The organism is Rhodococcus sp. NPDC003318, assembly GCF_042879035.1.
In the GTDB taxonomy this organism is placed as follows: domain Bacteria; phylum Actinomycetota; class Actinomycetes; order Mycobacteriales; family Mycobacteriaceae; genus Rhodococcus_G.
The window spans coordinates 208986-221235 of the sequence record NZ_JBIAOU010000005.1 but is presented as its reverse complement, the minus strand read 5'-3'; the positions used below and the strand labels follow the sequence as shown (position 1 = coordinate 221235).

General features: G+C 72.2%; 12 protein-coding genes. 9 read left to right on the top strand and 3 right to left on the bottom strand.

Annotated elements, in window-relative coordinates; translation table 11 throughout:
• The 5 genes from ACFYVR_RS11915 (at position 1) to ACFYVR_RS11895 (ending at position 7006) form a co-directional block, all read left to right on the top strand.
• A complete protein-coding gene (locus ACFYVR_RS11915; RefSeq protein ID WP_387473015.1) occupies positions 1 to 357 on the top strand; it encodes a hypothetical protein in 357 nt (118 codons plus the stop codon).
• A gap of 131 nt (positions 358 to 488) precedes the next feature.
• Complete coding sequence (locus ACFYVR_RS11910) at positions 489 to 1988, top strand: alpha-amylase (RefSeq protein WP_387473013.1); 1500 nt, start codon at positions 489 to 491, stop codon at positions 1986 to 1988.
• Between the two features lies 1 nt (position 1989).
• Positions 1990 to 4686 (top strand): glucosidase, encoded by a 2697-nt coding sequence (locus ACFYVR_RS11905; RefSeq protein ID WP_387473011.1) that lies wholly within the window; start codon positions 1990 to 1992, stop codon positions 4684 to 4686.
• Positions 4687 to 4878: 192 nt separating this feature from the next.
• Complete coding sequence (locus ACFYVR_RS11900) at positions 4879 to 5529, top strand: hypothetical protein (RefSeq protein WP_387473009.1); 651 nt, start codon at positions 4879 to 4881, stop codon at positions 5527 to 5529.
• 91 nt (positions 5530 to 5620) lie between these two features.
• A complete protein-coding gene (locus tag ACFYVR_RS11895) occupies positions 5621 to 7006 on the top strand; it encodes a hypothetical protein (RefSeq protein ID WP_387473007.1) in 1386 nt (461 codons plus the stop codon).
• 61 nt (positions 7007 to 7067) lie between these two features.
• Here ACFYVR_RS11895 and ACFYVR_RS11890 read toward each other — a convergent pair whose 3' ends face one another.
• The 3 genes from ACFYVR_RS11890 to ACFYVR_RS11880 form a co-directional block, all read right to left on the bottom strand.
• Entirely contained in the window at positions 7068 to 7448 is a 381-nt protein-coding gene (locus ACFYVR_RS11890; protein WP_387473005.1) for a VOC family protein, read from the bottom strand.
• A 2-nt stretch (positions 7449 to 7450) separates the two neighbouring features.
• The gene (locus tag ACFYVR_RS11885) at positions 7451 to 7912 is read right to left on the bottom strand and encodes a hypothetical protein (protein WP_387473003.1); all 462 of its coding nucleotides are present in this window, start codon (positions 7910 to 7912) and stop codon (positions 7451 to 7453) included.
• 140 nt (positions 7913 to 8052) lie between these two features.
• On the bottom strand, positions 8053 to 8946 hold the full coding sequence (locus ACFYVR_RS11880; RefSeq protein WP_387473001.1) for a 1,4-dihydroxy-2-naphthoyl-CoA synthase: 894 nt from the start codon (positions 8944 to 8946) through the stop codon (positions 8053 to 8055).
• 143 nt (positions 8947 to 9089) lie between these two features.
• Between ACFYVR_RS11880 and ACFYVR_RS11875 the strand changes: the two genes are divergently transcribed.
• The 4 genes from ACFYVR_RS11875 (at position 9090) to ACFYVR_RS11860 (ending at position 12109) form a co-directional block, all read left to right on the top strand.
• Positions 9090 to 9728, top strand: coding sequence for a PaaI family thioesterase (locus tag ACFYVR_RS11875; RefSeq protein WP_387472999.1), 639 nt, complete (start codon positions 9090 to 9092; stop codon positions 9726 to 9728).
• A gap of 11 nt (positions 9729 to 9739) precedes the next feature.
• Positions 9740 to 10525, top strand: coding sequence for a 2-phosphosulfolactate phosphatase (locus ACFYVR_RS11870; RefSeq protein ID WP_387472997.1), 786 nt, complete (start codon positions 9740 to 9742; stop codon positions 10523 to 10525).
• Positions 10522 to 11520 (top strand): o-succinylbenzoate synthase, encoded by a 999-nt coding sequence (locus ACFYVR_RS11865; protein WP_387472995.1) that lies wholly within the window; start codon positions 10522 to 10524, stop codon positions 11518 to 11520. The genes ACFYVR_RS11870 and ACFYVR_RS11865 overlap by 4 nt, the downstream gene beginning before the upstream one ends.
• A 142-nt stretch (positions 11521 to 11662) precedes the next feature.
• Positions 11663 to 12109 carry a DUF6918 family protein gene (locus ACFYVR_RS11860; RefSeq protein ID WP_387472993.1) on the top strand — a complete coding sequence of 149 codons (447 nt, stop codon included), beginning with the start codon at positions 11663 to 11665 and terminating at the stop codon, positions 12107 to 12109.
• Positions 12110 to 12250: the final 141 nt, after the last annotated feature.

Below are 12250 nucleotides of genomic sequence, written 5' to 3'. Positions count from 1 at the left end.
ATGACCGCACTCACGCAGGACCGTCGCGACCAGTTCACGAAGGACGTGTCCGATCTGAAGTTGAAGACCGACACAGGAGGAGCGGACGGCAGGGTCAGGATCGCGGGACTGGTGCTGATGGTGGTCGGCGCGGTGGCGGCGTTCGTCGTCTACTTCGCGTCGCTGTCCCTGGCCGACCTGCGGAACATCGCGTCGTACCAGATCCTGGCCACCGCGCTGCTCGCGCTGACCGTCATCGGCACCGCGCTCTACCTGGCCGGCGCGGTCGCGCGCGTGCTGCGACTGTGGCTGCTGCGTCAGCTCTACGAGAGCCACGAGCAGGCCGAGCGCATCGCCGGGGCCGTGCGCGGGAGGTAGGTCCGGGCGACGACGGCAGCCCGGACAACAGCGGGCGAACCCCGGGTGAACGGGTGTGCGGCGGTGGGGATCTGCGGTTAGCATCGGCCCCGACCGGCGTACGCCGGAACCCGGGGAAGGGCGGTGCCGTCGTGGTCGGTGCTCGGACAGCGGCGTCGCGGTGGGCCGCCGCGGACCACCCCTTCGTGTACGAGATCAACACGTGGCCCTGGCTGGCCGGGCTGAGCGAGGGCAGCGGCCGCCGGATCGATCTGGCCTCGGTGCCCGACGCCGAGTGGGATGCGATCGCCGCCGCCGGGTACGACGCGGTGTGGCTGATGGGGGTGTGGGAGCGCAGCCCCGCCGGTGTCGCCGTCGCGCTGGCGAACCCCGGCCTGGTCGACGATTTCCGGGCGGCTCTGCCGGATTACGTGCCGGGCGACGTGGTCGGCTCGCCCTACTGTGTGCGCGACTACCGGGTGGATCCAATTCTCGGCGGCCCGGCCGGGCTCGCCGCCGCCCGCGCCGCGCTCGCCCGGCGGGGCGTCGGGCTGGTCCTGGACTTCGTCCCCAACCACGTCGCCCCCGACCATCCGTGGACCCGGTCGCATCCGGAGTACTTCGTCCGTGGCACCGCCGACGACCTCGGCGCCGAGCCGGCCGCCTTCCTCGAGGTGGCCGGCTCGGTCCTTGCCCGGGGTCGTGACCCCTACTTCCCGCCGTGGCCGGATGTCGTTCAGCTGGATGCGTTCTCGCCGGCGCTGCGCTCGGCGGTCGTGGACACGCTGCGGTCCGTGGCCGATCGGTGCGACGGCGTGCGGTGCGACATGGCGATGCTGATGACCAACGACACCTTCGCCCGCACCTGGGGCTCGCGCGTCGGGGACCCGCCGGGCGACGAGTACTGGACCACCGTGATCGCCGCGGTCCACGCGACGCATCCCGGGTTCACCTTCATCGCCGAGGCGTACTGGGACCTCGAATGGTCCTTGCAGCAGCAGGGATTCGACTTCTGCTACGACAAGCGGCTCTACGACCGGCTGCGCAGCGGTGACGCGGCGGCCGTGCGTGCGCACCTCCGCGGCGATCCGGTGTACCAGCGCCGGCTGGTGCGGTTCGTGGAGAACCACGACGAACCGCGCGCGGCGTCGGTGTTCGGCCGGGAGAAGCAGAAGGCGGTCACGGTCGCCGCGCTCACCCAGCCGGGGGCGCGGCTGGTGCACCACGGCCAGCCGGCGGGCCGCACCGTCCGCCTGCCGGTGTTCCTGGGCCGGTTCCCGACCGAGGAGACCGACGCCGACCTGGCCGCGTTCCACCGGGTACTGCTCGAGGCGCTGGCCGACAGCGCGTTCCGGACCGGCACCCACCGGCTCTGCGAGCTGTCCGGGTGGCCCGGCAACGAGACCGTCGCCGACCTCGCGGCGTGGTGCTGGGACGGTGACCGGCGGTGGGTGGTCGTCGTCAATCTCGGCGACCGGGAGGCCTGTGCACACGTCCGGGTCCCGTGGACCGACGTGCGCGGACGCGGGTTCCGTCTGGTCGACCCGACCCGTGATCTCGCCTACGAGCGGTCCGGCGACGACCTGAGCGACGGTCTGTACGTCGAACTGGGTCCGTGGCAGTGGCATCTGTTCCGCGTCGACGAGGAGTGACATGACACCGGCACCCGACCAGTCCGCGGGCAGCGCCCGCACCGCCGAGCACGCCCGGCTCGCCGAGGCGACCGGACGCGCGGAAGACGCACTGTTCGAGGCGAACCCGTGGTACGAGTGGGGTCCCTACCTCGCCGAGCGAGCCTGGGGCACCGTCCGCGAGGACTACAGCGGCAGCGGTGACGCGTGGGACTTCTTCCCGCACGACCACGCCCGGTCCCGCGCCTACCGGTGGAACGAGGACGGGATGGCCGGGCTCTCCGACGTCCGCCACGAACTGTGCCTGGCGCTGGCGTTGTGGAACGGGAACGACCCGATCCTCAAGGAGCGGATGTTCGGTCTGACCGGCCCGCAGGGCAATCACGGCGAGGACGTCAAGGAGTACTGGTGGTATCGGGAGGCGCTGCCCAGTCACGCGCTGCTGCAGTGGCGGTACCACTACCCGCAGGGGGCGTACCCGTACCAATGGCTGATCGACGAGAACGCGCGCCGCGGACGCGACGACGCCGAATTCGAACTGCTCGACACGGGCGTCTTCGACGAGGACCGCTACTGGGTCGTCGACGTCACCTACGCCAAGGCCACGCCCACCGACATCCGGGCGCTGATCACGGTCACCAATCGCGGTCCCGAGGACGCCGAGATCGACGTCCTGCCGACGATGTGGTTCCGCAACACCTGGCGGTGGTCCGAGGGCGTCGACATCCCGGTCCTGCGCCTCGACGGCGACGCGATCACCGTCGCGGACCACCGGCTGGCCGGGTACCGGCTGCAGGCCGCCGCGGCCGGTGACGCGAGCGTCCCGCGAGCGGTGTTCTGCGACAACGACACCAACACCGCGCGCCTCTTCGGCGCCGAGCCTGTCACCGCGTACCCGAAGGACGGCATCGGCGACCACGTCGTGCACGGGGCCGCGACCGTCAATCCCGCACAGCGGGGCACCAAGGCGGCGTGGTGGTACCACCTGCGGGTCCCGGCGGGCGGCACCGCCACGGTGCGGCTGCGGCTCAGCGGTCCGGACACCGGCGCCGGGCCCGGATGGGCCGAGGAGTCCGACGCCGTTCTCGCGCAGCGGCGCCGCGACGTCGACGAGTTCTACCGCGCGCTGGCACCCGCCGACCTCGACACCGACCGGATGCAGGTCCTGCGGCAGTCGTGCGCGGGACTGATCTGGAGCAAGCAGATCTACCCGTACGACGTCACCCGCTGGCTCGACGGCGATCCCCGGCAGCCCGCACCGCCGGACGGGCGTCGCCGCGGACGCAACACCGACTGGCGGCACCTCGAGTCGTACGACGTGCTGGCGATGCCGGACGTGTGGGAGTACCCGTGGTTCGCGGCGTGGGACCTGGCGTTCCACACCATCCCGTGGGCGCACCTCGACCCGGCGTTCGCGAAGTACCAGCTCCTCGTGCTGCTTCGGGAGCGGTTCCTGCATCCGAACGGGGCACTGCCCGCCTACGAATGGAGCTTCGACGACGTCAACCCGCCGGTCCACGCGCTCGCGGCGCTGCGGGTGTTCGCGATCGACGGGAGCCGTGACGTCGAGTTCCTCGAACGCGTCTTCCAGAAGCTGCTGATGAACTTCACCTGGTGGCTCAACCGTCAGGACCCCGACGGCAACAACATCTTCGCCGGGGGCTTCCTCGGGCTGGACAACATCAGCCCGATCGACCGGTCGCACCTGCCCGAGGGGGTCCGGCTCGAGCAGGCCGACGCCACCGGCTGGATGGCGTTCTACGCGGCCGCGATGCTCGAGATGGCGCTGGTCCTCGCCGACCGCAACCCGGTCTACGAGGACATGGTGATCACGTTCCTGGAACACTTCGTGCGGATCACGACCGCGCTCGACACGTCGGGACTGTACGACGCGGACGACGGCTTCTTCTACGACCGGCTCACCGATGCGTCCGGCCGGTCCGCCACGATCCGGGTGCAGACCCTGGTCGGTGTGATCCCCGCCCTGGTCGCGGTGACCCTCCCGGAGCGGGATCCGCAGCGGGTGAGCCGGCTGCAGCAGCGCCTCGCGCACCGGTTGCGGGACATCACCGGCGGGACCGACCAGTCGTGGCGGGTGCGCGCCGACCCGCGCACGGGGCAACGACGCGCACTGCTGTCCGTCCTGGGGGAGGACCAGCTCCGCAACGTCCTGACCACACTGCTCGACGGCGACGCGATGCTGTCGCCGCACGGATTGCGGTCGCTGTCACGGCGTTTCACCGATCCGTACAGTGTCGCGTCGGTGCCCGGGGCGACCATCGAGTACAGCCCCGCCGAGTCGCGCACCGCGATGTACGGCGGCAACTCCAACTGGCGTGGCCCGGTGTGGCTTCCGATCAACTACCTCGCCATCCGGGCACTGCTGCAGTACGCGACGTTCTACGGCGACGACTTCACGATCGAGTACCCCACCGGGTCCGGGGTCCGGCACACCCTGCGCGCGATCGCCGACGATCTCGCGGACCGCCTCGTCGGCATCTGGACACCGGGCCCGGACGGTCGCCGACCGGTCGACGGGGGCACCGACCGGTTCCACCGCGACCCCGTCTGGCACGAGAACCTGACGTTCCACGAGTACTTCCACGGCGACAACGGCGCCGGACTGGGAGCGGCCCACCAGACCGGGTGGACCGCCGTCGTGGCGGACCTGATCCTCGACCCGCCCGGCGGCACCGGGCCGGGCTCGGTCACTTCCTGATTCGTCCCGTCGCGACCACGTCCACGATCACCGACCCTCCGGGCGTGGTGACGAGCACCGACCCGATCGGGGCGGTTCCCGGGCCGGAGGCCCTGTTCATCCGCCACGGGTGAGGTCCGCGGCCCGGCGGTGCGGAAGGGTCGTCGGCGGGTCCACCTCAGCACCGGGTGGTCGAACCGGAGGGCGTCGACGATGGTCCGGAACCGTGTACTCGGGCTGCGACGGGAGTCGTGGGGTTTCGCGATCGGCTCCACGCTGTTCGCCGTCGGCGCCGTCCCCGGCTACGCGCAGGCGGTCGGGGTACGTGCCGACAACCTCACCTACTTCGTCGGGTCGCTGTTCTTCACCGCGGCCGCGGCGATCCAGTTGTGGCTCAGCGGCAGGCGCAGGCCGCGCGGCGGCGCCCACCGGGTGGAGCAGTGCGACTGGTACTCGGCGGCGATCCAGTTCGGCGGCACCCTGCTGTTCAACGTGAGCACCGGCGCCGCCCTCGTCGTGTCGCTGACCGTCGACGAGGAGCGTCGATGGGTGTGGCGACCGGACATGTTCGGGTCCGTCGCGTTCCTGGTGTCGAGCGCACTCGCCGTGGTCGCGACGACCGAGACCGACCGGTTGTGGGATCCGCGGGCGCGGAACTGGCTCAGCACCTGGCTCAACGCGGTGGGGTCGGTGGCGTTCGGGGTGTCCGCGGTCGCCGCGTACGTGGTGCCGAGCACGGGCGAGCTGCGCAACGCGGCGATGGCGAATCTCGGCACCTTCGTCGGCGCGCTGTGCTTCCTGGCCGCGGCCCTGCTGACCCTGCCGCCAGCCGACGATCCGGACCGGCTCACCCGCGGTGGGTGATCCGCGGAAGCGGACATCGTGCTGTTGTGATCGGAGAACCGGGCCGCACCGACATCCGGCGCGCGACCCACCACACGCGAGGGGATGCGACATGGCCGACACAGCCGGGGACCCGAGTGCACCGCTGACCTCCGACGAACGCGCCGAACTCGAACGGCTGCGACGCGAGGTCACCGAGCTGCGCGCCGCGGCGCCACCACCCGCGGCCGCCGCACCGCCGGGTCCGCCGCGGGCCGGTCACCCGGCACTGCGCTGGACCGCGGTCGGGCTGCTGCTGGTGATCGTCGCGGTCGTCGCGTACGCCGGAGTCGCGGCCCGCTTCACCCGCAGCCAGATCCTCGACACCGACCGCTACGTGCAGACCGTCACCCCGCTGGCGTCGGAACCGGCGTTGCAGGCCGCGCTCGCCGATCAGATCACCGACCAGATCATGACCCGCGTCGACGTCGAGCAGATGACCGCCGACGCGCTCGGCGCGCTCACCGAGGTCGCGCCGCGGGTCCCGCAGGCCGTCGTGGGGCTCGCCCCGGTGATCGCCGGGCAGGCGCAGTCGTTCGTGCACAATGCCGCGTCGAAACTCGTCTCGTCCGAACAGTTCCAGACGCTGTGGATCGAAGCGAACCGGCAGGCGCACGAGGAACTCGTGTCGGTCGCCACCGGGGAGAACTCGGGCAACATCAAGGTCGACGACCGCGGACAGGTGAGCATCTCCCTCGCCGCGATCATCGACACCGTCAAGGCGGACCTCGCCGCCCGCGGATTCCGGTTCGTCGAGCGGATTCCCGACGTCGACGCGACCTTCGTGATCTTCCAGTCCGCGGACCTGGTCAAGGCGCAGCGGGCCGTCAACGCGCTCGACAAGGCCAGCGCGATCCTGCCGTGGGTGTTGCTGCTCGTCTCGCTGCTGGCGATCTGGGCGGCGCCGCGCGGCGGACGCCGGCGGGCCCTGTGCCTGGTCGGCGTCGCGATCGCCGTCGCCATGGCCCTGCTCGCCGTCTCGATCAGCATCGGCCGGGCGGTCTACCTCGGTGCCGTTCCCCCCGACGTGCTGACGTCGGACGCCGCGGCGGTGCTGTTCGACACGATCGTCGCGCCGCTGCGCACCACGGTGCGTGCCGTCTTCGTCGTCGGACTCCTGATCGCCGTCGTCGGCTACCTGACCGGCTCGTCGGCGTCCGCCACGGCGATCCGCGGTGGGTACAGCCGCACGATGGACCGGCTGCGGGCACCCGCCACCGACCGCGAACCCCGCGCCGTCGAGACGTACGCGGCGTCGTACCGCATCCCGCTGCGCGTCGTGATCATCGGCATTGCCATTGCCGTGCTGGTGTTCTGGCGGTACCCGTCCGGGATCGTCGTGATCGTCACGATCCTGATCGCGGTCCTCGCGCTGCTCGCCGTCGAGGTCCTGGCGCGGCCCGCGCTGGCCGCGCGCCGCTCCGTGACCGCACCGGCGGAACCGACGCCGTCACCCTGACCGGCACCACCCGAGTGTGGCGTCCGGTCGACGTGACCGGACGCCACACTCGGGTGGGTCGTCAGCGGAGATCGCGGCGCAGCGGGTGGTCGGAGGGAACCTGCACCAGCACGATGGGCACGCCGTCGGGGTCCGCGATCCACATCTCGTGCAGACCCCACGGTTCCTGCCGCGGCTCGCGGACGATCGACACACCCGCCGAGGCCAGCTCGGCCTGCGCGTCCTCGAGGTCGCGGACCTGCAACCAGATCGCGCCCTCGAAGGTGGACTCGACGTCGGACCCGCCGTGCCCGGCGATCTCGATCAGGTTCTGGCCCGCGAAGAACACGGTTCCCGCGCCGTACTCCCGGGCGATCGCGAGCCCGAGTGCGTCGCGGTAGAACGCGAGGGTCGTCTGATAATCCTTGGGGCGCAGGATGGTCCGGCTGCTCAGGATCTCCATGGTCAGTCCTCCTCGGCGGGACGCGATTCGTGGCCGGGGCGGCCGTGGGTGCGACGGGCTTCCTTCATCTCGGCTTCGTAGACGTGACGCCGACCGCCCAGGACGGTGTCGCGTGCGGTGCGCTCCCACCGGCGGAACGCCGACCAGTAGCCGTCGTCGAACTCCTCGACCACCTGGAACGTCCACCGACCCGGCACGACGTTGCGGCCGACCAGGTCGGTGTCGATCGTGGCGGCGAGGTCGGCGCGTCCGGCGGAGCGCAGCGCGTCGACGGCCTCGCCGAGTTGCAGGTCGGCGTGCCCGATCAGCTGGTGGAAGTCGTAGAGGTGGCCGCGAGCACGCTCGACCGTCTCGAGCGCCTCGGACAGCTTGCCGACGGCCGCGACCTCCGCGTCGGTGACGCCGTCCGGCCGGCAGTGCTCGGGCGCCGGGTGTTCGCGAGGATCGTCCGGATCGTCGGTCATGGGGTCAGTGTGCCCGAGTCGGGCGCCGGCGGTGGTGCGGTCGGCGGGTGTCGCGACCGCGGTGAGCTGTCACGACGGAAACGCCCCACACCGCACCGGGGAGATGCGGGGTGGGGCGTCCGTTCGGAACTGCGCGCCGGTCAGAAGTACCAGGGGTAGGGCGACCAGTCGGGGTCGCGCTTCTCGAGGAACGAGTCGCGGCCCTCGACGGCCTCGTCGGTCATGTACGCCATCCGGGTCGCCTCCCCGGCGAACAGCTGCTGGCCGACCAGACCGTCGTCCTGCAGGTTGAACGCGTACTTGAGCATTCGCTGCGCCTGCGGCGACTTGCCGTTGATCTTCGCGGCCCACTCGAGTGCGACGTTCTCGAGCTCGGCGTGGTCGACGACGCGGTTCACGGCGCCCATGTGGTGCATCTCCTCGGCGGTGTAGGTGTCGCCGAGGAAGAAGATCTCGCGGGCGAACTTCTGGCCCACCATCTTCGCCAGGTACGCGCTGCCGTAGCCGCCGTCGAAGCTGCCCACGTCCGCGTCGGTCTGCTTGAAGCGGGCGTGCTCGCGGGAGGCGAGCGTGAGGTCGCAGGTGACGTGCAGGCTGTGGCCGCCGCCGGCCGCCCACCCGTTGACCAGGGCGATGACGACCTTCGGCATGAACCGGATCAGCCGCTGCACCTCGAGGATGTGCAGGCGGCCCGCGCGGGCCTTGTCGACGGTGTCCGCCGTCTCACCGGACGCGTACTGGTAGCCGCTGCGGCCGCGGATCCGCTGGTCGCCGCCGGAGCAGAAGGCCCAGCCGCCGTCCTTGGGGCTCGGGCCGTTGCCGGTAAGGAGCACCGCGCCGACGTCCGAGGTCATCCGCGCGTGGTCGAGCGTGCGGTACAGCTCGTCGACGGTGTGGGGGCGGAAGGCATTGCGCACCTCCGGCCGGTCGAACGCGACGCGGACGGTGCCCTGCGTGACGTGCCGGTGGTAGGTGATGTCGGTGAGGTTCTCGAACCCCGGGACGGGACGCCACAACTGCGGAGTGAAGGTCACGGGAAGCAAGGATAGGCCGGGGCGGCGGGCCGCTGGTCGGCACTGCGGCGGGCCGCTGGTCGGCACGGCGGCGGGCCGCTGGTCGGCACGGCGGCGGGCCGCTGGTCGGCACTGCGGCGGGCCGCGGGGATACCGTGCATTCCATGAGCGAGCACACCGAGCGTGACGGCGACTACGAGCATCACGGTGGGTTCCCGGTGTACCGGGCCGATCCGGACAACGGCGGACCGCACTTCGGCCGGCTCGTCGACGCGCTGCGAACCGTGCAGGATGTGGCGGTGTCGACGGCGCCACCGCCGGACGTGATCGAGCGTGCCGCCGAGCAGGCCGAGGCTCTCGCCGCGCTGCTGGCGCCGTACGGGGCGAAGGAGGGCGACTCCCCGGCCGGTCGGTCGCTGGGGTTGCCCGGTCGCGGCAGCCTGCTGTTGCCGCCGTGGCAGATCGACAGGTTCGGCGCCGACGGCGTCCGGTCGAAGGGCGTCTTCCGCCGCTACCACATGGGCGGCAACGGAGCCGTGCACGGCGGGGTCCTGCCGCTGCTGTTCGACGACCTGTTCGGCACGGTCGTCCACGCCGCGGGCCGGCCGATCAGCCGCACCGGCTACCTCCACGTCAACTACCGCAGGATCACCCCGTTCGACAGGCCGCTGGTCGTCGAGGGGAGGGTCGACCGCGTGGAGGGCCGCAAGACGTTCGTGTCCGCGCGGCTCACCGAACCGGACGGCACGCTGCTCGCCGACGCCGACGCGTTGATGATCGTGCTGCTGCCCGGTCAGCCCTGACGGCGGCGCAGGTGACGTCACCACCGTCGGTCGATCCGGCCCACAGTCAGGACGCGTACCGGTTCCGGTTCGACTGGGGCCGTGAGGGTGCTGCGGCGGTTGTGCCCGGCTGCGATGTCGCGGTCGTCGTGGACGTGCTGTCGTTCACCACGACCCTGACCGTCGCGATCGACGCCGGCGCGGCCGTGTACCCCTACCCGTGGGACCCGGAGGCCGCCGCCGACCACGCCGCGCGCCTGGACGCGACGCTCGCGGTCGGCCGGTCGAAGGCCGGCCCGGGGCAGCCGAGCCTGTCGCCGGCCAGCATCCGCGCGGCCGGGACGCTGGAGCGTCTCGTGCTGCCGTCGCCGAACGGTTCGGCGCTGTCGTTCGCGCTCGCGGAGGCCGGGGTCGCGGTGGTGGGGGCGTGTCTGCGCAACGCGTCCGCGGTCGCGCGGTGGATCGTCGCCCGTGCGGGCGGACCGGTCGCGGTGATCGCGGCGGGGGAGCGGTGGCCGGACGGCACCCTGCGGCCCGCGGCGGAGGACCTGTGGGGCGCGGGCGCGGTGCTGGGCGCCCTGGCGGCGGCCGATCCGGCGGGGGCGTCACCGGAGGCGCTCACGGCCGCGGCGGCGTTCGCGGCCGTGGCTCCGTCGATCGGCGGCCGTCTCCGGGACTGCGCGAGCGGCCGGGAACTCGTCGCCAAGGGTTTCGCCGGGGACGTCGAGGTCTCGGCCGAACTCGACACCACCACCACGGTTCCGCTGTTGCGGGGCCTCGCGTTCGAGGACGCGCCGACCCGAGGTGAGGACCGGTGACCGACGGAGTCGTCGCGGCGGTGCCGGTGGACGAGGTGCTCGCGTCCGCGACGGTGGTGAGTCTGCCGATGCGGGTTCGCTTCCGGGGCATCACGGTTCGTGAGGTGTTGCTGCTGCGTGGTCCGGCGGGCTGGGGCGAGTTCGCGCCGTTCCCCGAGTACGGCGACGTGGAGTCGGCGGCGTGGTTGCGGTCGGCGATCGAGAGCGCGTGGCTCGGGCCGCCGCCGGCGGTGCGGTCGTCGATCCCCGTCAACGCGACGGTGCCCGCGGTCGCGCCGGCGCAGGTGCCGGAGATCCTCGCCCGGTTCCCCGGCGCCCGCACCGCGAAGGTGAAGGTCGCGGAGAAGGGGCAGACCCTCGCGGACGACGTGGCCCGCGTCGCCGCGGTCCGTGAGCACGTCGACCAGGTACGCGTCGACGCCAACGGTGGGTGGACGGTCGACGAGGCGGTGACGGCGCTGTCGGCGCTGACCGCGGGCGGCGAGCTGCAGTACGCCGAACAGCCGTGCGCGACGGTGCCGGAGCTCGTCGAGGTGCGTCGGCGCCTCGCCGCGTCCGGGACGGTGGTGCCGATCGCCGCCGACGAGAGCATCCGGCGCGCCGACGACCCGATGCGGGTCGTGCGGGCCGGGGCGGCGGATGTCGCGGTGGTCAAGGTGGCGCCGCTCGGGGGGACGCGCGCGCTGCTGGCGCTGGCGGACGAACTGTCCGGGCACGGGGTGCCGGTGGTCGTGTCGAGTGCGCTGGACTCAGCGGTCGGGATCGGTGCGGGCCTGGCCGCCGCGGCCGCGCTGCCGCGCCTGGACCTGGCGTGCGGGCTGGGGACCGGCGGGTTCTTCGTCGACGACGTCGCGGCGCCGAGTGTGATGTCCGCCGGTGAACTGCCGGTCGCCGAGGTGTCGCCGGATCCGGAGCGTCTGACCGCGCTGGCCGCCTCACCCGACCGGACGTCCTGGTGGCTGGAGCGGTTGACCCGGTGTCATGCCCTGCTGTGAGTGCGCTGCCCGGTAGCTGGCAGGCTGGAGGTGGTCGGTGCGGCTCGGTGCTGGTGTGATGGTGGTGACTGGAGTTGATGGTGGGGTCGGCTCGTCGTATAGGGTCGGCGCGACATTCACGTCAACATCGGAGGCATTGAAAGTGGTTGCAGCACTGAACGAAACCCTGCTCGACCCGGCGCGGCTGCCCGCAGTCGTCGCGGACGTGCAGGCGCTCATCGACGCCGAGGTCTCGGACAAGTCCGGTGCCTCGGGTCTGGCCCTCAAGGGCGGCTACGGCGCCGTGAAGAAGGTCGGTCCGTCGATCGTTCCGGATGCGGTCGAGGGTCTGCTGCCGAGCTTCGTCTCCCGTCTCGAGCCGTTCTGGCAGGACTACGGCACCACCGGTGGCGCGGGCTTCGGCGACTTCCTCAGCGCGCGCAGCGACGAGGTCTCGAACGCCCTGCTCGGCGTGACCGACGACAAGATCGAGGGCACCAGCAAGGCCGCGGTCAAGAAGGTCTACTCCTCGCTGCGCCCGTCCGCGCAGAAGCATGTCGTCGCCGCCCTGCCGCGACTGGGTGCGCTGGTCCAGAAGCACGCGGGGTAGCGGCTTCGCCGCAGTGGTGGGGGGTGGGGGGGGGGGGGCGCCCCCCCCCCCCCCCCACCCCCCCGGCCGCGGGGGTGCCGGGGCCGGCCCACGGCGCCCGCGCGGCCAGCGGTCGGGCCGCCCCGCCGGAGGGGACAACAG